Here is a 24,663-nt window from a genome sequence, read left to right as displayed (position 1 = left end):
CCATCTAAAAATACTAATTACGACAATAGGATTTTACGACTAAAGGCTACGATTAAATCCTGTCCATCCCATATTGGCGCAAAAGACAAAGCATCGCCAATTTTTACAATCCGATCTACTGCCCTTGGAGGAAGATTTAATATGAATTCTTTTAACTCATCTTTTGTAAAACCAAAAGTAGTAAGCGTTTGTTCTTTATCACTAAGCTGTATGGCTAAATCTGTAAGCTGATGAACACGGTTTTCTAAAAATAGCCCATTACCGCAATGTATATTTTTTATGGTTTCTTGTAATGGACATTCTAGTTGTAGTTTGAGTGGATATTCGATTTCTAAGCCTTTATTTCCAGTGGGTTTGGCTAAAGCGACTCCAGCATACTCAAAACTTGCATTGATACGTGCCATGTTCATTGCTTCTGAGTTTTCTATAGGATGCGTTGCTATTTCAATATTTAATGCATTCCAAAATTGCTCCTGTGCTTGCTGAATTGTTTTCTCATCTCCTACCCATGTAATTAAGCGTGGTGAGGAACACGCCTGTTGAGCAAACCAAAATGCATCTTTATAGAAATTTGCCGCAAGCCTGTTTTGTTCTTCGATATTGAGTTTAAGCATTGAATCAGCACGAATAGCACAAATTGAAAATCTGTCTGGAAAGCAAATTTCTGTGGCAGTAGGACGTAACGGGATTGAGCGTATAGCTTGTACAGTACTATTTCCACCCCAAACTATACGAATTAAACAGGCTTCTGATATTTCCTGAGTAATGCTAGTGTTATGCGGATAAGTAAGTAATACGATTCTTTCTTGAATAGGTTTACCAACGCATTCATTCAATGTTTCAGCTAATATATTAATTAAAAACGTTTGTGCATCACTCATCTTTTGTGATACTCGCACAATATTTGTATTACCTGCTAATAAAGAAAGCAACCATGAATACATGAATACAGAATCAACATTACTTGGTGCAATATGAAAAGCTAACCCACGCCCTAGTACAAGGCTGTTTTCTGTTTCTGCAGGGTAGTTTTTTATCAGTTGTTTTAAGTTTGCTCCACGAAACCAATGACCTAATGCGACTAATTCAGGATATTGACGAATACCTTTAGTGGTCAAAAGTTTTTGGGCAAAACATTTAACAAATTCAACACTACGCTCATCAAAAGGTTGCCAAACAAGGCAAGAACTTAGATTTTGTAAAACAATTTTTAATGGGGAATTTGAATTACCTACCCCTAGAATATATTGAATTTCGTTCATTAAAATGCCCGTGTATCACTACAACCGCGAATTTCGGCTTTTGGTAACCGTCCATTTACGGTAAAAAATTCCCCTAATCGACCACATTTACAATTATCTTTACCGTGTATCGTTCCTATATCTTCAGTAAGTAGTGAATGACCAGAATAACTCAATGGAATAGAACTTTGCACTTGAATGATACCCTCTTCCCCTATTTTAACAGGTTTTAAAGTGTATGGATTGCGAATAATTATATTTGAATTACTAGAGGTGTGTAAAAAACCATGTTCACACTCCATATAAATAGTCCCAGCTTGTTCCACCATGCCATAATAGTTATGTACATGCTCAATTCCAAATAGTTTGTTTAAACTAGCTTTAAATACATTGTTACTAACACTCTGCTCTATCAATCGTTTCCAACCACCACCATGAATTAACAAACTACCCTTTGGGAATCTTAGTTTTATACCTTGCTTTATGGCACTTTGATATAACCCTTGCCATACTATGAAAGTAAAACCAAAAATTAATACTGGTGTATTGGTGTATTTATCGAGCCAAGATTTTAGGATAGATGCATCAAGTTCTAGTTTATCATTTAAGCAATAACAGTGATCACGCCCATAAATTGAGAACCCTAAAATACCCGCAGTACGAGCATTAAATTTAGTACGATCTTTGAGTAAATCAGCAGAGTCCACTACGACCATGGGTAAACGTTTATTGCCTAAAAATGAAGCTATGATGGCACTGAGTACCTGTGTCTGGCGGATTGATGTTTCACGATCTAAATAAATATGTGATACAGCCTGCCCAGTCGTACCACTAGAAGTCAGTATTTTAATTATTTCTGATTCTGGTACGCTTTTTAAATTCATTGATTTAAATAGGCTTACAGGTAAGAAAGGTACATCTTCTAAAGATTCGGCTTGTATTGTATTGGGAAAAAGACGTTCGACAATGTTAGCATAAGACGGGCAATTTTTTATATGCAGGGTTGTTAGCTCATTTAATACAGCTAATAATGTTACATCTTTTTGTTTAGCACTAAAACCGTAGGGTTGATGAATATCAAGCAAATTGAAAGAGTGGATCATAAGCTTTTACCCATTAAGGCGAGATAATCCTTTTTGCCCGATGTAAGTAATGGTAAGTGTTCAACCAACACCAATTTCGTCATTGTTGGGTGAATAGCATATTGCTGACGTATATAGTCATGAGCGTATTCAACTAAACTTTCATCAGAACTTTCCAACCATATTATTAAGTAATCATCTTTTCCACTTGCTGCGATAGAAACTTCAAGGTGTGACTGCAATGCCTGTTCCACTTCATCTAAACCAATACGGTGACCACCAACTTTGATAAACCTTTTTATTCTTCCTGTAATATAATAAAAACCTTCTTCATCTTGACGTGCTATATCTCCAGTAGCCAAACATCCTTTGTATTGATCGCCTAATGCTAAGTCTTCTCGTGTTTCAGCATAACCAAGCATCACATTAGAACCATAATAAATAAGCTCACCACTAGTCGGATTAAGTTCTAATTTTCCGTTTGGAACAGGGACACCAATAGAACCAATCTTATTGATAATTGTGTTTGTCGGAACATAGCTAATCCGAGCACAGGCTTCTGTTTGTCCATACATAACAAAGAAATGCAAACCTTTTTCTTGTGCATAATTCGCCACAAAACGTTGTAACTTATCTTCCAAATAACCACCTGCTTGGGTGAGTGTTTTTAAACTAGGTAAGTCTTGCTTAAAAAAAGCTGTGCGATATAACATTTGATACATATAAGGTACACCCGCAAAAGAAGTAACCCTTTGTTTATGCATACGCTCAATAAATTCTCGGCTAAGTACACTATCTGTGTTTAGAACTAAAGTTGCACCTTTTAGTAAGTGGCTATTGATAATCGATAAACCATAGGCATAGCTCATAGGTAGAGAAGTGATAGCTCGTTCGTTCTCATTAATATTTAAATACATTACGATCGAATCAGCATTAGCTTGTAATGAGGATCTTGTTAAACGAACTAATTTAGGACTACCCGTACTACCTGATGTACTAAGTAATAAACTCAGGTCTGTATGCAATTGAGCATCTTTTACATTTTTTTGTAATGTTATCACGCCATTATTTGCAATCCAGTGGGGTTGATAAATATCTTGAAGGTTTTTTAATTGCTCACCAGATATTTGTGAGTCTAATAACAGTAGAACTTGGTGTGTTCGTATGCAAGCAAGATAAAGCACGATATCAACCAAACGATTATCGCACAGAATAAACCCCAATGTTCTTTTGGGAAACTTATATAATTGAACTTCTTGTTCATGAACTAAATTAAGTAGTGAACTATAAGTGTGCTCGTTACCATTTTGAGCGATAATCGCAACATTTTCTGGGGGCTGATTTTCCAATTCCCAAAAGTTCATAGACTCATTCCACCATCAATACCAATAACTTGTCCTGTAATATAACTCGCTTGATCGGAAGCTAAGAAGCTCACAAGATGAGCCACCTCATCAGCTTTCCCCATACGCCCCATGCGTACACGTTGTAAATTTTCTTGATGAATATTTTCACCATGTTGGCTATTTAAATCTGTATCTATATAACCAGGTGCGACAGCATTCACGCGGATTTGATTTGGTGCTAATTCCTTAGCTGCTGATAGCGTAGCACCAATTAAACCTGCTTTTGCTGCCGAATACGGTATTTGCCCTTCATACCCCTGTAAACCGATAATAGAAGACATATTAATGATAGAGCCACTTTTATTTCGCATCATTAATTTGGTCGCGCCTTGCATATGTAGGATCGCAGCCGTGAGATTAATATCAAGTGTATGGGAAAGCTGATCATACGCAATCATTCCTAGTTTTGCGGGTTGCATAATGCCAGCATTATTGACTAGAGCATCTAACTTTTTATATCGTTTAAATATAGCTTGAAAGGCTCTACTTATGGCATGTGGATCAGCTAAATCATAAAATAGTAATAAACTATCTGCACAGGATGAAGGTAATGATTTGAGTAAAGTATTTAAGGATTCCTCATTTCTAGCATGAAGCACGAGCTTATATCCTTCTGCTGCAAGTAAATTTGCACAAGCAGCACCGATACCACGAGAAGCACCTGTTATAAATACAACTTTATCATTCATTTTTAATCCATATATTTAGCAACAATTTCTTTTGCTTTAGCAAAGCTATTCATGTCAATTACATCTTCAGCATCAATCATGATATCAAATTCTTGTTCTATGACAGCAATCAGTGTCATATGTGTGATAGAGTCCCATTCAGGAATAGATGAATATTTTAAATCATCGGCAATCTTATCAATAGAAATACCGATGGTTTCAGCAAATATTTTTTGCAGCTTACTGTCCATTTCAAGTCCTCTTTAATATTAAATCCTATCTTAACAAATTTAATCGAGTTATATGATTATTTTAATAACTTTATTAAAATATTGGGTCACATCTTGCTGTGTTATCATAAAAAATAAATTTTTTTCATCTTCATACATCTCTATTGCTCCCATTTTTTTATGGAAGTTAATAACACCTTCATTTCCTTTCATAACATTAAAATGTGATTTATTGCACTTTAATACTTCAAATCCAAACTTATAAATCAAATATGAACATTCCCAAGCTGAGTATGGTGTTTTATCTTCGTTCAATATCCAACTACCCCAACAAAAGGAATCTTCTTTCAAGTCATATATTCGAACAGTACCACATGGCACACCATCCAAACGCTCAATAATAAAATAAAATTGCTCTTTATTTCCCTCATCAACTTTATATTTTTTAATCCAATCTCTTTGCACTTGAATATCATCGCTAACGTTAGATAAAAATTTGTTATAGCGGCTATCCAATCGAAGTTTTAAAATAAATTCAGCATCTAACTCTTCAACAAAGCGTAGGCGTATTGTCTTTAAACTTAAATTCATTTCACAAACTCTAAAAATTCATCATAATCTCGAATATAATCACTTTCATCATAGTATTCACTTGCCAAGACCAATAATATACAATCTTCAGAAAATTCATGTATTTCACGCCAAGTCATACTTTCAATAACAAGTCCCTGGATAGGTGAGTTTAGGATTATCTCATCCTTCTTAATCCCATTATCTAAAACAAAGCGGCATTGTCCATGAATACAAATAACAAGCTGTTTTAGATCTTTATGCGCATGAAAACCACGTGGTTTATTTGCAGTATTAAAAATATAATATACCCGTTTTATTTCAAAGGGTATGGATTGGTCAGATTCAATTGCTATCAATCCACCACGATCATCACTTAAATTAGGTAAATTAATCAGTTTGATTAAACTCATTTTTCATCTACCAAAGAAATCAAATATCGACCATAATAATTCTTATGCATGCTTCGACCGATGGCTAAAACTTGCTCTTTATTTAACCAACCATTATTAAAGGAAATTTCTTCCAAACATGCAATTTTAAAGCCTTGACGCTTTTCAATGGTTTCTACAAACATTCCTGCTTCCATTAAGCTTTCATGCGTTCCTGTATCTAACCATGCAAAGCCACGACCTAAAAGTTCTACATGTAAATCACCACGTTCAAGATACATCTGATTGACTGTCGTAATTTCCACTTCACCACGCTCTGACGGCTTTACTTTTTTAGCAATCTCGACTACATCATTATCATAAAAATATAGACCAGTTACCGCAAAATTGGATTTAGGCTGCTTTGGTTTCTCTTCTAAAGAAATCACACGTTTATTTTCATTAAATTCCACCACACCAAAGCGTTCTGGATCTTTGACTTGATAACCAAAAACGGTTGCTCCAGTTTTACGACTCACCGCTTTTTGTAACATTGGAGTAAAGCCTTGACCATAAAAAATATTGTCTCCAAGCACCAAACACACATTGTTTTTACCAATAAACTCTTCACCAATGATAAAAGCTTGAGCTAAACCATCAGGGCTAGCTTGAACTGCATAGCTTAATTGGATACCAAACTGCGTACCATCACCTAATAATCGCTTAAATCCATCAATATCTTCAGGCGTACTAATAATTAATATTTCACGTATTCCTGCGAGCATTAATACTGAAATTGGGTAATAAACCATAGGTTTATCATAGATAGGTAATAGCTGTTTAGACACACCTTTAGTGATAGGATATAAACGAGTCCCCGACCCACCAGCTAAAACAATACCTTTTGTTGTATTAGACATTGTTATTAACTCCTAATCTTTCTCGTTGGTAGCTACCATCTTGTACTCGATGACACCAATCTAAATTATTTAAATACCACTCTATGGTTTTTTGAATGCCCGTTTCAAAGGTTTCAATTGGTGACCATCCCAATTCCTTCTTAATTTTCGTTGCATCAATGGCATAACGTAAATCATGCCCAGGACGATCTTTCACAAAAGTAATAAGTTCTTTATAAGACTGTCCATTAGCTTGTGGTTTTAATCTATCTAAAATTTTGCAGATGGTTTCTATGACTTCAATATTTTTCTTTTCATTATTGCCACCAATATTATAGGCTTCGCCTACACATCCTTCAGTCACGACCTTGTATAAAGCACGTGCATGATCCTCAACAAATAGCCAATCTCGAACTTGCTGGCCATTACCATATACAGGTAAGGGTTTTGCCTCTAAGGCATTCAAAATAATTAATGGAATTAATTTTTCAGGGAAGTGATATGGACCATAATTATTAGAACAATTTGTAATAATAACAGGTAGTCCATAAGTTCGATGCCAAGCACGTACTAAGTGGTCTGAACTTGCTTTAGAAGCAGAATATGGAGAACTTGGCGCATAAGGTGTCATTTCTGTAAAAAGATGAGTTGTAGTCTCTAAGTCTCCATACACTTCATCAGTTGAAATATGATGAAAGCGAAATTTTTTCTGAGCCTCACTTTTAAGCTTCATCCAGTACATTCGTGTAGCTTCTAATAATGTATAAGTACCCACTATATTAGTCTGAATAAAGTCGGCAGGACCATCAATTGAACGATCTACATGGGATTCTGCTGCCAGATGCATAATTACATCAGGTTTAAAATCTTTGATTGCTTGTGAAATATCTACAGCATTACAAATATCAATTCTTCTAAACTGGTAGTTTGAATCTTGTTCTATTTCTTTCAGTGACTCTAAATTACCCGCATAAGTTAATTTATCAACATTTAATACACTATGATCTGTTTGTTTAAGGATAAAACGAATTAACGCTGAACCAATAAAACCCGCACCCCCAGTAATTAAGAATCTCATTTAAAGCCCCATTAGCGATAAAGATCAAGTATATGGTCACATTTTTCAACGGCACTTTCCCGATGCGCGATAATCACCATCGTCATTTTTCCATTTAAGTTTTGAATAGCTTCATTCACTGCTTGCTCGGTTTCAGTATCTAGTGCACTGGTCGCTTCATCCATAAATAAAACTTGTGGATTTTTATACAAAGCTCTTGCAATACCTATACGTTGCCGCTGTCCACCTGAAAGCATAACACCACGCTCCCCAACAAGTGTATGATAACCCAAAGGCAATTGACTTTGAATAAAATTATCAATTTGTGCTTGCTTGGCTACAAACTCAACTTGCCTTAAATCTATATCTATTTTCGCTACGCCAAAAGCAATATTTTCTGCAATAGATTTATCTGCCAAATAAATATTCTGTGGTACATAACCAACTAAACCTCTCCATTGGGTTATATTATCTGCTGTCAACTCGACATCATCAATATACACTTTACCTTGTTGTGGGGAGAGTAGGCCCAGCATGATATCCATCAGCGTACTTTTGCCACTGCCGCTTTTTCCAACAATACCCAAGCTAGCGTTTTTTTTAACTTCCAAACTAAAGTTGTTTAGGATGGGAGACTCTATTCGATTGGGATAAGCAAAACTTATATTCTCTAAACGTATGGAATTTTCAAATTTCAAATATTGAGTGCTATCTTTTTCTATATGCTTCAACTCATCTTTTTCTAATGCGAACTCAGGTTTAAGCAGTGACAAGACCTGCTCAGAAAACTTAATTTGAGAAATAGCGCGATACATATTTTGTGCAGCAGGAAGCATACGGTAAGCAGCAAAACCATATAGACCAAGCACAGGCAAAATATGTGACACTTCGTTTCCTGAAACCACTAAAAGCATGGCTAAAACAATTAAGCAACCATAACCTACTGTTTCTATAACATTGAGTGGTACTTGTCCTAGTGTTTCGCGTGTAGCGATATGCCGTGCAAATACACGAGAGGATTCCTCAAATTGCTTAATATATCCATGTTCTGCATTGTTAATCATCACGTCTTTAATACCAGCAAGGGCTTCTTGACAGGTTTGGTAACGCTCTTTGTTGGCTTGGGTAAATTCTTGCCCAATTTGTGTCAGCTTTTTTCGAACTAGCATATAAATGCTGGCGTAAAATAGACCGAGCACAAAAGCTGTTGCAATAGCCATGAGCGGATCATACAGCAGAAGAATGCCGACCATAGATAATAATACAACACCATAAGACATGAGAGTTAAAGCGGGTAAGATCATAGTCCAAATGAGTTGATCGACTTCGGACAGAATGTTCTTAACCAAGGTTGCACTATTTCGCTGAATAAAAAACTCATAGTTTTGTTGCAAATAAGTTTTAAGTAAGCGAGTGGAGAAATAGTGACGCTGTAAACTCGCAAAACGATTCACCGCATATTGGGTCACAATTTTGAATATGGTTGAGCATACAACAATAAATAGTGAGAGAAAGCCTAAATATAGTATAAAGTTTTGTTTATTTGCAGCTCCCGTAAAATCATAGAGCTGCTTTAAATAGGAGTTTGACTCAACAACATTGGGGTTCGATAGTACTGCCAAAAAAGGCATAATAGAAATAACACCAGCCGACTCAATAAAAGCCATCCCCATGACTAAAATGAAAACATAAATGACTTTACGTTTATCTAAGGGCGATAGAATTTGCCAGAGTTGTTCTAAACTATTTAACACGATTCTATTTACTTCTCTTTATACATTAAAGCAGTTATCTGCTCTGAAATTAAACCCATTAAAAAAATCATAATACTGCCTGTATAAAGTAACGCACTCATATTGGTAAAACGACCGTACTCATATAGAGTATATCCATACCATGCCGTCGCTAAAATAAATAATAAAACAGCGATAGGTAAAAACATCTTTAACGGTGAATAAAGTGTCGCAATCTTAAAAATAATTAAAAAGAAGCGTACTCCATCTTTCAGCGGTTGAATATGACTTTTGCCTATGCGTTTAGCCGCATGAATTGGCACATAAGTGACCGAATAACCTGCGCGGAAAAATGCCATGGTGCTAGTAGTTGGATAAGAAAAACCATTAGGCAGTAAATATAAAAATTCACGGAATTTGACTGCACGGACTGCACGAAAACCAGAGGTGAGGTCTTCTACTATTTGTTCAGTCATATATGTGGCAAGGTTGTTGTAAAGTGCATTGGCAATACCACGACCAACACTAGCTTGTGAGCCTTTTTGTCTTGCACCAACAACTAAATCATAGCCTTGTTCAATTTTTTCTAGTAAGTGAGGGATGTCTTGCGGGTCATGCTGTCCATCAGCATCCATAAATATAATAATTTCACCCGTTGCAGTACGTGCGCCTGTTTTAATGGCTGCACCATTACCTTTTGAGTAGGGGTGGGAGACGACTTTTGCTCCAGCAGATTCTGCAACTTGTTTCGTTTGGTCTGTAGAACCATCATTCACCACAATAATTTCATGGGCAATATTGAGCTGCTTAATGCGTTCAATGGTTTGCCCGATTGCCCCTGATTCGTTTTTGGCAGGGAGTACAATACTAAACTTATTTTTCATGTGGTGTGTTATCCACTTTGCTACGTTGACTTTCGATTGATTTGATCGTTTCAGCTAGACTTTTTAAACTTTTACGCCATGCATCACCATTCGCATTTGAAGGTGCATATTGTAGTGCTTCTTTTATCCATGCTAATGTTTTTTCATTATTTGCTTGCTTAAAATAAGTAAGCGCAATTTTTTCTGCGATACTTAAACTTGGATAATTGTAGAAAGCTCGGGTTGCATAGGTTAAATAAGCTTCAGTATTATCCATTTCTTGATAGGTTAGAGCAGTTTCATAATTAACATGATGCATGACATTCGCATTTTGTTTAATTTTGGGAACTTGTGCTGCTACCATTAAAAAATTAAGATAATTTTTTAGTGTCACTCCTGCACATTTCTTTTGTCGAATATTCTCCCCTAAACTAGCAATATTTACCGTGATGTCTGCAGGTAGTGAAATTTTAGCTACATTTTTTTTGAGTGAGTTTAATTGATTAATATTTTGCTGAGATGAGTTTTTTTCACAAGTTTCGGAGAAAACTTGCATTTCTAAAGAAATGTTTTTTGGATGTAATTGAGCAAAATCATTTAGTACCTCAATAGATGCCTCTCTAAAACCTTCTTGTTTGTACTGAGCCGCCAACATTTGTGCTGCTCTAGGTGAGTCTGGTTGATAGGTGCTCCACATTTCAGCAGCCAATAAAGGTTTCCCCCATAATGATGTAATTTGTTGTAAGTTAAATAATAAATATAAAATATAAATACCGCCTAATATGTGCCAAGGACTAAGCCCTTGATATTTTTTATATATCTCAGCAAATAGTACTGCGATTAAAACCACCCAGCCCAAACTGGCTAAATAATTACGGTGCTCAAAATATAATTCTAATGGAATAATACTAGACTCAATCTGATGAGCTGCAAAATACCAAACCAAAGCAAATAATAAAAACTTGCCTAATCTATAGGCTTTGTATTTCCAACCCACAAAAATAGCAACCAGCCATGCTATCAAAGCGACATAAGGTTGCCACATTGTCCAATGATAAACGATATGCCCATCATGAAAAGGTCCTAATAATGCGGCTCTTGGAAGGATGATTTGTTTTAAATATTCCCACAAAATGATGATTTGAGTTGCTAGATGATCAGCTAAACTACGGTCCCGATAAAACTCAAAGTGATGATTAATTCCAGCCCAATTTTTGACTAAATAGAGCAGCATAAACAGAGGAACAATCAAGAGTGCTAAATAAATACCAAGTGTCCACAGTTTAGGATAAGCAGGGTAAGTGATACGTTTTAAGAAATAAAGCTCTAGTAGTGCGAGCATTGTGACAACAACCGCACCATTTTCTTTGGAATACACAGCCAAAATCGTACCAATGACGACCCAGCCGATGACCAGTATCAAATTTAAAATGGGTGACTGTTTGCTCGAAAGATATGTTCTAAAGTACACATAACCTAGTAATGTACTTAGCATAAAAAATGCAGAAACATGGGTCATGCGCTGGATGGGAATCAGATTGGCACTGGCGTGAATCGGTAAAATAACCCAAACCATAGCAACCATGAGGGCAAAAATGTAGCTTTGATTGGTATTATTAATATATATCTTTGCAATATTGAAGACTAATAAAAATATTAAGCAGGCATTCAGTAGATGCCAAATCAGCGTAGTTTTTACAAAACCCCATGGATGATTGTTCATCCAGTCATTATAGTTCGCTAAAAAAGTCAGCAACGAAATCGGGCGGCCTGTTGGGCCTGCCACACCGCCAAAAATAAAATTATTTAAACCTTGCACTGAACTAGCATTGGATAAGTCTTTTAAGTTGATATAATCATCAAACTGCCAAGTTAGCCCCATAGCTTGCAGGTAGATATAAAAAAACGTAACAATAAAGCCCAAGCCCAATAATACAATTGAACCCATTACCCCAAAATTCTGTAATTTTTTTTTCATATCATAAATTCGTTGGACAGGATATAAAAGAACCCGAACGAGTCGGGTTCTTGTTAAGCGAAGTTAAAATTAACGGAACGCTTTTGGACGCCATTTTTGATCAAATGAGCAAGTACCTGTCCAAGAAATACTACCACCGTTATTAGCTGGGGTAACACGACAAGTTCCACCACTAATACTAGAATTTGCCTTGTTGCCATAAGTGGCAACAATTACACCACCTGTTGCCAACTCAACCTTAGTTACATAAGAACCTTTAATTGAAGTCGCTGTTGGTAGACCAGCAGCACTATTCGTTGCTGGAAAAGTACCTGAATCATTAAAAACCTCTGTTACAGATGCTTTTGCTCCAGCCATTAGGTTTACCCCTTCAGTTACTTGGGCACGAATGGTGTAGTCTTGGTAAGCAGGGATCGCAATTGCCGCCAAAATACCAATGATCGCTACAACGATCATCAATTCGATAAGAGTAAAACCCTTTTGCATTGTGTTCATAACATTTCTCCAATGTATAAATTTTTATAAGCCTTTCAAGCTACTTTGTATTTAGCATGTTCTATGCCAATCCTTAGCTTAGCCAATTTTAACGCAAAAAAACAGAGACTTAAAGAATATTCTCTTTGTTCATATATAAATCAATCCTGACACACGAAAGACAAAAATGACAAAAAATGTCAACTTTCGCTTTTTATCTTTAACGTAGTAGAGGTTCAACCTTGATTATTTTCTACTTGTTTTAAAAATGAGCGAAACAAATCACAAAAAAAAGAATTTATAAAGATAGAAATTTTGCTATCCGTCTATCTGAATAAAGAGAATATTCTCTATACAATTAAAAATACAGAATATTATTTTTAAAAAAATTTAAAAAATAAAATCAATAGTTTATATCTACTTCAGTATAATGGGTTCATTCGGCAATTCATTTTGATCATGCAGATCAGTTTTTACATAGTATTGATCCAATATTTGACCAATTTCATTCACGCCACCAGTCACAGCTCGCAAATATTGTTTTTGGGTTAAGTTCACAATGATATTTTGGCAAATTTCATTCCATGTCTCAGCTTGTGTTGCATTTTTTAGTCCCCGATCAATCACAATCTCAACTTTGCGCTCACACAGATTTAAATAAAGCAAAACCCCACTATTGAGTTCAGTATCCCAAACACCTAATTCAGCAAATAGCTGCTGAGCACGTAGCCGTGTATTCTGGTGATAGGCTTGTGAACATGGAATATGTCCTTCTATCACTACCTGAATTTCACCAGCATGACCTTTTTCAGCATGCTGCACAGCCTTAGCGATCTGTATCCTATCGTTTTTATTGAAATAATTATGCATAGAAGATATATAGAGGAAGTGTTTAAACCAGCGCTTTAAGCTTGGTTGAACTTGCTCATCCAGCTTAGGCTGGGTAATAATCTGTGTTGTATCTGTCTTTATTACCATGAGCCTGATGCTCCTCCCCCGCCAAAGCTGCCACCGCCGCCACTATAACCACCTCCACTGCCACCGCCAAAGCCTCCTCCACTGCCCCCTCGCCCACCACTCGACAAAAAGGCCTGAAAAACAAGCTGTGCCAATGAAGTAATAAGTAGAAAAAAAATTCCAATACCGAGTAATAAACTCATCACAAGCCCCGCCCCATTGACTAGTCCTGCAACCGTTGCAGCTACTGCCGCAGTGGAGGCACTTAAACGATTGCCAACAATGAATGAACCGACAATACCAGCGATAAGGATAAATAGCGCCATAGTTAGCGTATTATCTTTCGCTTGCTGCTCGTGTAAGGCTTGGTCATGTTGATCCTTAAGCTCTTGGGCAGCCTGTTGGGCAATTTCAGGGTCAAGGTTCACAATACGGCTAATTTCATCCAAACCTGATGAGATTCCTTGTGCATACTGACCTTGTTTAAAAGAGGGTGTGATCTGATTACGAATAATGCGGCTAAGAACCACATCAGGTAAAACACCTTCGAGACCATAACCTGTTAGAATCTGAATTTTGCGATCATTGACTGCAATTGCCATCAACAAACCATTATCACGTTTAGCAGAACCTAATTGCCATTTTTCACCTGTACGTAAAGCAAAATCAAAAATCGCTTCCTGTCCAGTGGTGGGTACAATAATCACTCCTATCTGAGCTTTACCCTGCTGATACAACGTCAGTATTTTTTGATTGAGTTGCTGTGTTTCCGCCTCACTTAATATTTTGGCTTGATCTATGATGGGCTGATTTAATGTCGGTAAACCACGTATGGATTCACCCTCAGCCATATCATTGGCAACTTGCGGTAAAATAGGTGCTTGTTGTGCTGTAGTGTTTGGTTGTGATTGATTTTGTTGTGGCTGCTGAATCATTTTACCTGCAACAACTAAATCAGTTTCATCTGTTGCAGTCGCAACCTCAGCCCAAACTGTATGTTGAAAAAATAGTGTTACAAAAACAATCATGAGGACAGCCGAAAGCTGCTTAAGTTTTTGTCTAATTTCTTCCAACATATGGCAACTCCAAACCCATTAAGAACAATTTCAAATCTTAATTAAATGAAACTGTTGGCGCTTGCTGCGCAGATTGCTCTGCTTTAAAGTTCTCTTTGGTTTTCATACCAATGACTTTTGCCGTCATTGCTTGTGGGAACTGACGCACATATGAATTGTAATCTTGCACTGTCGTAATATATCGATTACGAGCAACCGCAATTCGATTTTCTGTACCTTCCAATTGTGCTTGTAAATCACGGAATTGTTCATTGGCTTTTAAATCTGGATAATTTTCTGAAACCGCAATTAAACGAGATAATGCACCTGTCAATTGAGTTTGTGCTTGTTGATATTTTTCGAATAGCGCTGGGTCTTCTAAAACTTCTTTATCCACTTTTAAACCCGCAACATTCGAGCGTGCTTGAGTCACCTCTGTGAGCACTTGTTCCTCATGTTTAGCATAGCCTTTCACGACATTAACAAGATTTGGAACTAAATCAGCACGACGTTGATATTGGTTTTGTACTTCTGACCATGAAGCACTCACAGCTTCATCTTTCACTTGCAAAGTATTATATCCACAACCTGTGAACAACAAGCTGCTTGTTAATACTGTTGCTAATGCGGTTTTCTTAATAACTTTCATAAAAATTTATCCTCAGGTTTTTCTTTATATTTTTTGCAATAATTCATTGTAATGTGATTTTTTGTTCGCTGTGTAACATTTATTAAAGTTACTTTATACGTATTTAAATAAAAAAGACATTACTGAATGACCTTGAGTAATGCCTTGTTAAGCACAACATTTATGTTTGTAAAAAATGAATTAACTATATAATTTTGAAAATTTTTCTTCTTGAAAACTGACCATACGATACTCATCTACCATACGTGCGTTCCAATAATTCACTAATTTCGTATAGTCATGTTTCGCAGGATGAAAATCTGCTTGATAATAAGACAAGTATTCTGGAATCAGTTGAATAAACATTTTTCCAAGACCAAAAAAATAAGATGAAAAAATAAAGCCTGCTTGAGCAGGCTTTATCGCAATCAAACTAAAAAGATGAATTAGACACCTAAATAATCTAAAATACCTTCTGCTGCTTGGCGGCCTTCCCAAATTGCAGTCACAACAAGGTCAGAACCACGCACCATATCTCCACCTGCGAAGATTTTTGGATTAGATGTTTGGAATTTAAATTCTTGTTGTTCTGCCGCAACAACACGACCTGAACCATCTAAACTTACATTTGCAGAACCAAACCAATCAGCAGGACTTGGACGGAAACCAAATGCAAGTAATACCGCATCTGCTGGTAAAATTTCTTCAGAACCCGGAACAGGTTCAGGGCTACGACGACCACGGCTATCAGGCTCACCCATTTGGGTAGTCACCACTTTAACACCAGTCACTTTGCCATTCTCGCCCACAATCTCGATCGGTTGGCGATTGAATAGGAATTTTACACCCTCTTCATAGGCATTCTTCACTTCGCGCGCAGAACCCGGCATGTTGCTTTCGTCACGACGGTAAGCACATGTCACATCATGCGCACCTTGGCGTAATGAAGTACGGTTACAGTCCATTGCAGTGTCACCACCACCCAGAACAATCACTTTCTTACCATCAACACTGATGTATTCGCTTGGATCTTTTTCCCAACCTTGGCAACGATTGACGTTAGCAATTAAGAAATCTAGGGCATCGTAAACACCATCAAGATCTTCGCCAGGGAAACCACCTTTCATGTAGGTATAAGTTCCCATCCCCATAAATACGGCATCGTATTCAGCAAGGAGTTGTTCAATCGTTACATCAACACCGATTTCAGTATTTAAGCGGAATTCGATACCCATCCCCGTGAAGATTTCACGACGACGTTTCATCACATCTTTTTCCATTTTAAATTCTGGAATACCAAATGTAAGTAAACCACCAATTTCAGGGCGTTTATCAAATACAACTGGTTTCACACCGCCACGGGCAAGAATATCAGCACAGCCTAAACCCGCTGGACCTGCACCAATAATTGCAACTTTTTTATTCGTCCATTTAACGCCAGACATATCTGGGCGCCAGCCTAAAGCAAAGGCAGTATCGTTGATATATTTTTCTGCATTACCAATCGTGACTGCACCAAAGCCGTCATTTAAGGTACATGCACCTTCACACAAACGGTCTTGCGGACAAACACGACCACAAACTTCTGGCAAGGTATTGGTTTGATGGCAAAGTTCAGCCGCTTGGAAAATTTGACCTTCTGCAATCAGCTTTAACCAGTTTGGAATATAGTTATGTACTGGGCATTTCCATTCACAATATGGGTTACCACATCCTAAACAACGGTGCGTTTGATTCGCAGCAACTTCCGCAGTAAAGGGTTTATAAATTTCCACAAACTCTGCTTTGCGGACAGTAATATCTTTTTTCTCTGGATCTTGGCGTGCTACATCCAGAAATTGAAAGTCATTATTGAGGCGTTCTGCCATGTCTCTCTCCGTGGGTAGGTGCAGTGGTGTCCTTCACCTCTGCACCTGCCTATGTCTTTGCAGTCGTGGAATTATTGTGGATCGGCTTGGGTTGTTTTCAAAAGCGATTGCAAATTAGCAGCTTTTGGTTTTACAAGCCAGAACTTACGACTATAGAAGTCGAACTCATTACGGATTTTGTATGCCCAAGCACTTCCTGTCTCTTGAATATGCTCATCGAGAATACGGAGGAGGTTTTCTTTATGATCTTCCATCGCCTCAGTCGAGATACGATTTAGGTCAATCAACTCATGGTTATAGTAGTCAACAAAGTCGTTATCAAGGTCAAGTACATAAGCGAAACCGCCTGTCATACCCGCACCAAAGTTATGACCAACTTTACCTAAGACAGTTACCACACCACCTGTCATATATTCACAGCAGTGATCGCCAGCACCTTCAATGACTGCAAAAGCACCTGAGTTACGAACAGCGAAACGCTCACCCGCAGTACCAGCAGCAAATAACTTACCGCCAGTCGCACCATACAAACAAGTGTTACCGATGATTGCAGTATTTTGTGTCTGGAACGGTGAACCTTTTGGTGGGAAGATCGACACACGACCACCCGCCATACCTTTACCCACGTAATCGTTTGCATCACCTTCAAGTTTGATATGCAAACCACCAGCGTTCCAAACACCAAGTGACTGACCAGCAGTACCTACAAGATTCATGACTACTGGACTGTTTTCCATACCCAAGTTGCCATAACGACGTGCAATTTCACCAGAAATACGCGCACCGATCGAACGGTCACAGTTACCAACAGTGAAGTTAAACGAACCACCTGTACCCGCTTCAATTGCTGGTAACATCTCAGCCACCATTTTCTCAGCTAAAACACCTTTATCAAATGATGCATTACCTTGAACTTGGCAATACTGAGCTTTGCCTTCAGCAGCAGGATGTGATGTCAATAATGCACTGAGATCAAGATGCGCATGCTTTTCAGTTTCGCCTGGTAAAACCTCAAGCAAATCAACACGACCAATCAAATCTTTGAGTGATGCAACACCTAAAGCAGCCAACCATTCACGTGTTTCTTCAGCAATAAACTTGAAGAAGTTGATTAGCATTTCTGGTTCGCCAATATAATGCTCTTGACGTAAATGGTCTTGCTGTGTTGCGACACCAGTTGCACAGTTATTCAAGTGACAGATACGTAGGTATTTACAACCTAACGCGATCATTGGCGTAGAACCAAAACCAAAGCTTTCAGCACCTAAAATAGCTGCCTTGATCACGTCTAAACCAGTTTTTAAACCACCATCCGTTTGAACACGAACCTTACCACGCAAATCATTTACACGAAGTGCTTGATGCGCTTCACTTAAACCCAATTCCCAAGGCGAGCCCGCGTGGTGAATCGATGAAAGTGGAGATGCTGCTGTACCACCGTCATAACCTGAAATGGTAATAAAGTCAGCGTATGCTTTTGCCACACCAGCCGCAATCGTTCCAACACCTGGCTCTGATACTAGTTTTACCGATACCATCGCTTGAGGATTGACTTGCTTCAAGTCAAAGATCAATTGTGACAAATCTTCAATTGAGTAAATGTCATGATGCGGAGGCGGAGAAATCAAAGTCACACCCGGTACTGAGTAACGTAAACGTGCAATTAAGCCATTCACTTTACCACCTGGTAACTGACCACCCTCACCTGGTTTCGCGCCCTGTGCCACTTTAATCTGCAACACTTCAGCAGACGTTAAGTACGCAGGAGTTACACCAAAACGACCTGATGCAATCTGTTTGATTTTCGAGTTACGAATCGTGCCGTAACGTGCAGGATCTTCACCACCCTCACCAGAGTTCGAACGACCACCAATCGTATTCATCGCAATTGCAATTGCTTCATGTGCTTCTGGAGACAATGCACCTAAAGACATTCCCGCAGAGTCAAAACGCGGTAGAATCTCTTCAATCGTTTCAACTTGATCAATCGCAATCGAATCGGTTGTTTTTAACTTGAATAAGTCACGAATCGTAGCAACTGGACGGTTGTTTACTAGCTCAGCATATTCTTTAAAGTCTTGATATTGACCTGAACGAACCGCTTTATGCAATGAGTTAATCACATCAGGGTTGAACGCATGGTACTCTTTACCGAATACGAATTTGAGTAAACCACCCTGATCAATTGGCTTGCGATTTGACCAAGCTGTGCTTGCCAATTTTTTCTGGTCATTTTCTAAATCAGCGAAAGTCGCACCTTGGATACGACTTGGTACACCAAGGAAACATTTATCCACGACTTCAGATGACAAACCTACTGCTTCAAACAGTTGGCCGCCACGATAAGAGGCAACTGTCGAGATCCCCATTTTAGAAAGAACTTTTAATAGACCTTTCTCAATCCCTTTACGGAAGTTTGCTTGCGCATAAATTGGGTCACCCAATAATTCGCCTTTCGCAACCAAATCATTAATCACGTCATAAGCTAAATACGGGTAAATTGCTGTCGCACCAAAACCTAGCAGTACTGCAAATTGATGTGGATCACGTGCGAAACCTGTCTCAACCAAAATATTTGCATCAGTACGTAAACCAACTTGAATTAAGTAATGATGTACTGCACCAGTTACCAATGCTGAGTTTGCTGGCAAGAAGCCTTCACGAATATTTTTATCGGTCAAAACGATTAAAGTTTTACCATCACGAACAGCTTGTGCAGCTTCTTCACAAATACGTGCAACTGCGGCTTGTAAACCTTCGGTTTCTGCATAATTCAGATTGATATCAGCAACAGCATAACCCGCACGTTCTTTTTCAACATCACGAAGCTGCTGCATTTTTGAATGTGACAATACAGGGCTTGAAATAATGATGCGGTCAGCGTGTTCAGGACCCTGTTCAAACACATTTTGCTCACGACCCAAACATGTTTCCAATGACATTACGATCGATTCACGTAATGGATCGATTGGTGGGTTAGTCACTTGCGCAAACTGTTGACGGAAATAGTCTGATACATGGCGAACTTGACGAGACAAGACTGCCATTGGGGTATCATCACCCATTGAACCAACAGCTTCCTGACCACTTTCTGCGATTGGACGCAAAATCTGATCACGCTCTTCAAATGTCACCATAAACATTTTTTGAGCCGCTTTTAATGCATCACCAGTTAAACCTTGATCACTCAATTGTTCTTCAAGCTGAGGATCCGCTTTCAAACGAATCGCATGGTCACGCAACCATTCACGATACGGACGCATGTTTTTAAGGTGATTGCTGACATCTTTCGTATCAAGCACTTTGCCTGTCAAAGTATCTACAACCAAGATTTGACCAGGACCAACACGACCTTTAGACACAACATCTTCTGGTTCATAACCCCATACACCAATCTCTGATGCAAGCGTGATGTAATCATTTTTGGTAATCACCCAACGTGCAGGGCGTAAACCATTACGATCCAACATACAAATCGCGTGACGACCATCTTGGATCACAAGACCTGCTGGACCATCCCAAGCTTCCATATGCTTAGAGTTAAATTCATAGAATGCACGTAGATCAGCATCTAAAGTTTCAACATTCTGCCATGCTGGTGGAACCAACATACGAAGTGCACGGAATAAGTCCATTCCGCCACCAACAAGAATTTCAAGCATATTGTCTAGGCTTGATGAATCCGAACCAGTACGGTTTACAATCGGATTTAACTCAGTTAAACCCGGCAGTAATGGATTTTCAAACTTTGGCGTACGAGCCAGTGCCCAGTTACGGTTTGCTGTAATGGTGTTAATTTCACCATTATGCGCAAGATAACGGAATGGCTGAGCCAATGGCCAACGTGGCAAAGTATTGGTTGAGAAACGCTGATGGAATACCACAATATGCGATTTTAGACGTTCATCAGCTAAGTCGGTATAGAAGTCAGCAATTGCTGCTGGCATCATTAAGCCTTTATATGTGATAACAGTTGTTGCAAGTGTGGTCACATAGAATAATGGGTCATTTTGTAATTGTTGTTCTGCACGGCGACGAGCTAAAAATAACTTGCGGTTAAATTCAACTTCAGTCAAACCCATTGGGCAGTTCACTAGAATTTGTTCAAATGCTGGGAGTGATTGTAATGCAATTTCACCTAAAGCATCATTATTTGTTGGTACAACACGCCATGCCGCAACCGTTAAACCTTCTGCTGCAATTTCTTTATTTAAAATGTTTTTTGCATTTTGAGCTAAAGCAGGGTCAATATTCAAAAATACTGTGCCTGCAGCAAAAATCTCAGTTAGATTACTGCCTAGCTTCTGAGCTTCTTCACGGAAAAATTGTTTTGGCATTGCCAATAACAATCCGCAACCATCTCCTGTTTTACCATCCGCGGCAATACCACCACGGTGCGTCATGCAACTTAAACTGTGAATCGCAGTTTCGACCAGATGATGGCTTGATTCACCCTTCATATGGGCAATCAGACCAAAACCACAGTTATCCTTAAACTCATCAGGCTGATATAAGCCTTGAGCGGGAGCTACAGTATTAGGCGATGGCATGTGCATAGCGTACCCTTCTTTCAACATGGCTCTTTCGAGCAACAAACAATCAATTCATTTTCTGCGATATTGCCGATCAACTCATATAAAGTTCAATGCTTCGCAAAAACATTTTTCCTGGCGGATTTGCAATATACGCCTTTCTTTAAGAAGAAACAGCGTACTCAAGCATATAAAGTGTTTTCAGTTATTACACCTTCACCAATGTTTGTAAAGCACAAAAACTTTCCATTTCACTAAATTAATTGGGTGTTTAGTGTGAAAAAGTGCAATGAGCAGATAAATTAGCACCACAAGGAAGCAAAAAACATACCAATTAATCATAAATTTACTAAATCATTAAAAAAATTAAAATAACCTTAATTTATAATAGGCTAAAGCTATATCTTATCAGGTTTTTTTGCACCAAAATAAGTCATTTCGCCTTAAAAAAGCGCCAATAATGCTCAAAATTAGTGCAATACTAATTGAATGGATCTACCACATCGCGTTTAGAAGAATCTGAATTTTCTTTCAATTTTTCAGGGTTTTGTGTTGAAGATTGGCTTTGTTTGACGTTTACCACGTTACCTTGAGCATCACGCTGTGTGACTGTTGTCTGAGTTGCTATTGCAGGATCAACTGCTGGCTTTTCTGAACTAACACCCAAACTGCCTTGTGAAACCACCGCCCCTGCAGCCAACAAACTCTCGTCCACTTTAGGTAGCGCTGCGGGTTTTAACTGAATATCATAAAGCTGATTTGTCGCTGTTTTTAATTCATCAAACCCTAAATCATTCACAAACTCTGCATATTTTGATAATTGCTGGGCTTTAGGTTGCACGGATTGCGGAAGTACCAAATTCAATTGAGCAAATTGACGATTTGCTTCCTCCATATTTGGTGACATACCATAAGCAAGAACATATTGTTCTGCCTGATCCTCACCAGTTAAGCGGAAATAAATAAACTTTTTCCGATCTAATCGACTCAACAAAAAATTTTTAACAATTGCTTCATCTGAACTACGAAAAATTTCCATCGTCCATTTTTTCTGATTTTCTTTAATAAATTTAGTGCCACGAAATTCTGGTGCATGCTCATTAGAAACAACAACTCTGGTTGTTAAATCTAGCGGCTTCACCTCATTAGAAAAGGCACCTAGATGAGCAGTTGCAGTCACTTTTTCAGGTTGAATTTGAACTTCAGTTTTAGCTGGTTGATCTACCTCAACCAAAGCATCTCCATCAGTAATTCCCCAAAAGACCAATGCAGCAATCAAGCATACAATTGCAAGCGTGAGCCAGCTGTATTGTTGAATATTTTGCCAGATTGATCTAGAAATAAGCATATTTTTCTCAATATATTGATTATGAAGATTGGTTCGCAAGAATCGTTTGCTTCATTAAATCCACATCAAAATCTTTGGTAATTACCGCTTGGCCTAACTTCTTAAGTAAAACCAAACGTAATTGACCATTGAGCACTTTTTTATCATGCGACATATAAGCCAAAAATTCGTCGAGTGGAATCTGTGGACATGATATCGGTAAATGGGCACGTAGAATAATTCTTTTTGTACGCTCAACATCTTCAGCAGATATCCAACCTAGACGGTGTGACAAATCTGCCGCCATGACCATACCTGTTGCAACCGCTTCACCATGTAACCATACCCCATAACCTAGATAGGATTCGATTGCATGCCCAAAAGTATGCCCTAAATTTAGAAGTGCACGCTCACCCTGCTCTTTTTCATCATTAGCCACAATTCTAGCTTTATGTGCGCATGAGCGATAGACTGCTTCTGCGAGTAAATTCGCATCACGTGCAACAAGCGCATCCATGTTCTGTTCTAACCATACTAGAAAATCCACATCACCTAGTAATGCATATTTAATCACTTCAGCCAAACCAGCAGAAAGTTCACGGTCTGGTAAAGTATCAAGCTGTGCCATATCCGCTAATACAACTTGAGGTTGCTGAAACGCACCCAACATGTTTTTACCTAATGGATGATTGATTCCTGTCTTCCCACCCACACTTGAATCAACTTGAGATAATAATGTAGTTGGTACTTGAATAAAATTCACTCCGCGCTGGAAACAAGCTGATGCAAAACCAGCCATATCACCAATGACTCCACCACCTAATGCAAGCACTGTGCAATCACGATTAAAACCTGATTCCAAAAGCGCATCAAAAATTAAATTCAAATGTTCAATGTCTTTAAATTGCTCACCGTCGGGTAAAATACATTGTGCAATCTGTTTATCTAACTGGCGCAATCCATCAACATAATGTTGCAAATATAATGGTGCAACGGTTGTATTGGAAACCAACATCACTTGTCGACCATGAATATATGGCGCTAGCAAATCTCTGGGATTTAAATTACTTCCAATAAAAATAGGATAGCGACGATCACCCAATTCAACATGTAGTGTTTGCATAAAATTAGACCAACAAGAAAATTACTAAATTTGTTTAGATAAAATAAGCTGTAGAATTTTTTGCGCTAAGTCTCGCGCTGCACCCTGATTTGTTTCAACAATGAAATGTGCAACCTCACGATAAAGTGGATCTCGCACAGTTAACAAATCTCTTAATTTCTTTTCTGGGTTTTCTACTTGCAACAATGGACGATTCTTATCGCGATGAGTTCGCTGTAGCTGAAGCTCTACAGGAGTATATAGATAAACAACGATACCTCGCTGTTTTAAAAACTTTCGATTTTCCGATTGTGTTACCGCACCACCACCAGTCGCCAAAACAAGGGCAGAACGTGCAGTTAGGTCATTTAACACATTAGTTTCACGTGCTCGAAAACCAGATTCGCCCTCTTTTTCAAAAATCCAAGGGATTGTAGCACCTGTTTTACGCTCAATTTCATGATCACTATCAATGAATTCACGCCCCAACAATTCTGCTAAATGTCGACCAACTGTTGTTTTTCCTGCCCCCATCGGCCCTACCAAATAAATATTTGGTAGGGTTTCAAACGCTTTGCCTTGCAACGCGCCACCTATATTAATTGCGATTATTCAAAATATA

At 38.3% G+C, this 24,663-nt stretch carries 21 protein-coding genes and 1 pseudogene; all 22 read right to left on the bottom strand.

The window, feature by feature from the left end:
* Positions 1–17 precede the first annotated feature (17 nt).
* The 22 genes and pseudogenes from CDG55_RS02595 to aroK all read right to left on the bottom strand — a co-directional run bounded on the left by CDG55_RS02595 (position 18) and on the right by aroK (position 24,653).
* Positions 18–1,262 (bottom strand): acyl-CoA reductase, encoded by a 1,245-nt coding sequence (locus CDG55_RS02595; RefSeq protein WP_087535991.1) that lies wholly within the window; start codon positions 1,260–1,262, stop codon positions 18–20.
* Positions 1,262–2,344, bottom strand: coding sequence for an acyl-protein synthetase (locus CDG55_RS02590; protein ID WP_087535990.1), 1,083 nt, complete (start codon positions 2,342–2,344; stop codon positions 1,262–1,264). Before CDG55_RS02590 ends, CDG55_RS02595 begins: the two co-directional genes overlap by 1 nt.
* Positions 2,341–3,687 (bottom strand): AMP-binding protein, encoded by a 1,347-nt coding sequence (locus tag CDG55_RS02585; RefSeq protein WP_087535989.1) that lies wholly within the window; start codon positions 3,685–3,687, stop codon positions 2,341–2,343. The genes CDG55_RS02590 and CDG55_RS02585 overlap by 4 nt, the downstream gene beginning before the upstream one ends.
* Positions 3,684–4,418 carry an SDR family NAD(P)-dependent oxidoreductase gene (locus CDG55_RS02580; protein ID WP_087535988.1) on the bottom strand — a complete coding sequence of 245 codons (735 nt, stop codon included), beginning with the start codon at positions 4,416–4,418 and terminating at the stop codon, positions 3,684–3,686. Before CDG55_RS02580 ends, CDG55_RS02585 begins: the two co-directional genes overlap by 4 nt.
* Before the next feature lie 2 nt (positions 4,419–4,420).
* The gene (locus CDG55_RS02575; RefSeq protein WP_087535987.1) at positions 4,421–4,648 is read right to left on the bottom strand and encodes an acyl carrier protein; all 228 of its coding nucleotides are present in this window, start codon (positions 4,646–4,648) and stop codon (positions 4,421–4,423) included.
* Positions 4,649–4,696: 48 nt separating this feature from the next.
* Complete coding sequence (locus tag CDG55_RS02570; RefSeq protein WP_087535986.1) at positions 4,697–5,218, bottom strand: GNAT family N-acetyltransferase; 522 nt, start codon at positions 5,216–5,218, stop codon at positions 4,697–4,699.
* Positions 5,215–5,610 carry a sugar 3,4-ketoisomerase gene (locus CDG55_RS02565; protein WP_087535985.1) on the bottom strand — a complete coding sequence of 132 codons (396 nt, stop codon included), beginning with the start codon at positions 5,608–5,610 and terminating at the stop codon, positions 5,215–5,217. The genes CDG55_RS02570 and CDG55_RS02565 overlap by 4 nt, the downstream gene beginning before the upstream one ends.
* Entirely contained in the window at positions 5,607–6,488 is an 882-nt protein-coding gene (gene rfbA / locus CDG55_RS02560; protein ID WP_087535984.1) for a glucose-1-phosphate thymidylyltransferase RfbA, read from the bottom strand. Before rfbA ends, CDG55_RS02565 begins: the two co-directional genes overlap by 4 nt.
* A complete protein-coding gene (gene rfbB / locus CDG55_RS02555; protein ID WP_087535983.1) occupies positions 6,481–7,545 on the bottom strand; it encodes a dTDP-glucose 4,6-dehydratase in 1,065 nt (354 codons plus the stop codon). The genes rfbA and rfbB overlap by 8 nt, the downstream gene beginning before the upstream one ends.
* A gap of 11 nt (positions 7,546–7,556) precedes the next feature.
* Complete coding sequence (locus CDG55_RS02550) at positions 7,557–9,278, bottom strand: ABC transporter ATP-binding protein (RefSeq protein ID WP_087535982.1); 1,722 nt, start codon at positions 9,276–9,278, stop codon at positions 7,557–7,559.
* 8 nt (positions 9,279–9,286) lie between these two features.
* Entirely contained in the window at positions 9,287–10,141 is an 855-nt protein-coding gene (locus CDG55_RS02545; protein WP_087535981.1) for a glycosyltransferase family 2 protein, read from the bottom strand.
* The gene (locus CDG55_RS02540) at positions 10,131–12,098 is read right to left on the bottom strand and encodes a hypothetical protein (RefSeq protein ID WP_087535980.1); all 1,968 of its coding nucleotides are present in this window, start codon (positions 12,096–12,098) and stop codon (positions 10,131–10,133) included. Before CDG55_RS02540 ends, CDG55_RS02545 begins: the two co-directional genes overlap by 11 nt.
* Positions 12,099–12,167: 69 nt before the next feature.
* Positions 12,168–12,584 carry a pilin gene (locus CDG55_RS02535; protein ID WP_416333005.1) on the bottom strand — a complete coding sequence of 139 codons (417 nt, stop codon included), beginning with the start codon at positions 12,582–12,584 and terminating at the stop codon, positions 12,168–12,170.
* 405 nt (positions 12,585–12,989) lie between these two features.
* Positions 12,990–13,550 (bottom strand): TPM domain-containing protein, encoded by a 561-nt coding sequence (locus CDG55_RS02530; protein WP_087535978.1) that lies wholly within the window; start codon positions 13,548–13,550, stop codon positions 12,990–12,992.
* Complete coding sequence (locus CDG55_RS02525; protein WP_416333004.1) at positions 13,544–14,557, bottom strand: TPM domain-containing protein; 1,014 nt, start codon at positions 14,555–14,557, stop codon at positions 13,544–13,546. Before CDG55_RS02525 ends, CDG55_RS02530 begins: the two co-directional genes overlap by 7 nt.
* Before the next feature lie 85 nt (positions 14,558–14,642).
* A complete protein-coding gene (locus tag CDG55_RS02520; protein ID WP_087535976.1) occupies positions 14,643–15,233 on the bottom strand; it encodes a LemA family protein in 591 nt (196 codons plus the stop codon).
* A gap of 180 nt (positions 15,234–15,413) precedes the next feature.
* A pseudogene (locus CDG55_RS02515) lies at positions 15,414–15,587 on the bottom strand (metal-dependent hydrolase); the annotation flags it as partial.
* 71 nt (positions 15,588–15,658) lie between these two features.
* Complete coding sequence (locus tag CDG55_RS02510; protein WP_087535974.1) at positions 15,659–17,080, bottom strand: FAD-dependent oxidoreductase; 1,422 nt, start codon at positions 17,078–17,080, stop codon at positions 15,659–15,661.
* Positions 17,081–17,151: 71 nt separating this feature from the next.
* Positions 17,152–21,630, bottom strand: coding sequence for a glutamate synthase large subunit (gene gltB, locus CDG55_RS02505; RefSeq protein ID WP_171287504.1), 4,479 nt, complete (start codon positions 21,628–21,630; stop codon positions 17,152–17,154).
* A gap of 463 nt (positions 21,631–22,093) precedes the next feature.
* Positions 22,094–22,960, bottom strand: a complete 867-nt coding sequence (locus tag CDG55_RS02495; RefSeq protein WP_087535972.1) for a hypothetical protein — start codon at positions 22,958–22,960, stop codon at positions 22,094–22,096.
* Positions 22,961–22,979: 19 nt separating this feature from the next.
* Complete coding sequence (gene aroB, locus CDG55_RS02490) at positions 22,980–24,062, bottom strand: 3-dehydroquinate synthase (protein ID WP_087535971.1); 1,083 nt, start codon at positions 24,060–24,062, stop codon at positions 22,980–22,982.
* Positions 24,063–24,086: 24 nt separating this feature from the next.
* Positions 24,087–24,653 (bottom strand): shikimate kinase AroK, encoded by a 567-nt coding sequence (gene aroK, locus CDG55_RS02485; RefSeq protein WP_087535970.1) that lies wholly within the window; start codon positions 24,651–24,653, stop codon positions 24,087–24,089.
* Positions 24,654–24,663 lie beyond the last annotated feature (10 nt).

The sequence above is a fragment of the Acinetobacter sp. WCHA45 genome (assembly GCF_002165255.2).
Taxonomy (GTDB): Bacteria; Pseudomonadota; Gammaproteobacteria; order Pseudomonadales; family Moraxellaceae; genus Acinetobacter.
Note: the sequence above shows the minus strand (reverse complement) of the source record. Positions and strands in the feature narration are given on the sequence as shown.

Coding starts and splice junctions, on each gene's coding strand:
- aroB (WP_087535971.1), bottom strand. CDS start 24,062: ATGCAAACACTACATGTTGAATTGGGTGATCGTCGCTATCCTATTTTT.
- CDG55_RS02495 (WP_087535972.1), bottom strand. CDS start 22,960: ATGCTTATTTCTAGATCAATCTGGCAAAATATTCAACAATACAGCTGG.
- CDG55_RS02575 (WP_087535987.1), bottom strand. CDS start 4,648: ATGGACAGTAAGCTGCAAAAAATATTTGCTGAAACCATCGGTATTTCT.
- CDG55_RS02570 (WP_087535986.1), bottom strand. CDS start 5,218: ATGAATTTAAGTTTAAAGACAATACGCCTACGCTTTGTTGAAGAGTTA.
- CDG55_RS02510 (WP_087535974.1), bottom strand. CDS start 17,080: ATGGCAGAACGCCTCAATAATGACTTTCAATTTCTGGATGTAGCACGC.
- CDG55_RS02585 (WP_087535989.1), bottom strand. CDS start 3,687: ATGAACTTTTGGGAATTGGAAAATCAGCCCCCAGAAAATGTTGCGATT.
- CDG55_RS02535 (WP_416333005.1), bottom strand. CDS start 12,584: ATGCAAAAGGGTTTTACTCTTATCGAATTGATGATCGTTGTAGCGATC.
- rfbB (WP_087535983.1), bottom strand. CDS start 7,545: ATGAGATTCTTAATTACTGGGGGTGCGGGTTTTATTGGTTCAGCGTTA.
- CDG55_RS02530 (WP_087535978.1), bottom strand. CDS start 13,550: ATGGTAATAAAGACAGATACAACACAGATTATTACCCAGCCTAAGCTG.
- CDG55_RS02590 (WP_087535990.1), bottom strand. CDS start 2,344: ATGATCCACTCTTTCAATTTGCTTGATATTCATCAACCCTACGGTTTT.
- rfbA (WP_087535984.1), bottom strand. CDS start 6,488: ATGTCTAATACAACAAAAGGTATTGTTTTAGCTGGTGGGTCGGGGACT.
- CDG55_RS02520 (WP_087535976.1), bottom strand. CDS start 15,233: ATGAAAGTTATTAAGAAAACCGCATTAGCAACAGTATTAACAAGCAGC.
- gltB (WP_171287504.1), bottom strand. CDS start 21,630: ATGCCATCGCCTAATACTGTAGCTCCCGCTCAAGGCTTATATCAGCCT.
- CDG55_RS02565 (WP_087535985.1), bottom strand. CDS start 5,610: ATGAGTTTAATCAAACTGATTAATTTACCTAATTTAAGTGATGATCGT.
- CDG55_RS02545 (WP_087535981.1), bottom strand. CDS start 10,141: ATGAAAAATAAGTTTAGTATTGTACTCCCTGCCAAAAACGAATCAGGG.
- CDG55_RS02580 (WP_087535988.1), bottom strand. CDS start 4,418: ATGAATGATAAAGTTGTATTTATAACAGGTGCTTCTCGTGGTATCGGT.
- CDG55_RS02595 (WP_087535991.1), bottom strand. CDS start 1,262: ATGAACGAAATTCAATATATTCTAGGGGTAGGTAATTCAAATTCCCCA.
- CDG55_RS02540 (WP_087535980.1), bottom strand. CDS start 12,098: ATGAAAAAAAAATTACAGAATTTTGGGGTAATGGGTTCAATTGTATTA.
- CDG55_RS02525 (WP_416333004.1), bottom strand. CDS start 14,557: ATGATTGTTTTTGTAACACTATTTTTTCAACATACAGTTTGGGCTGAG.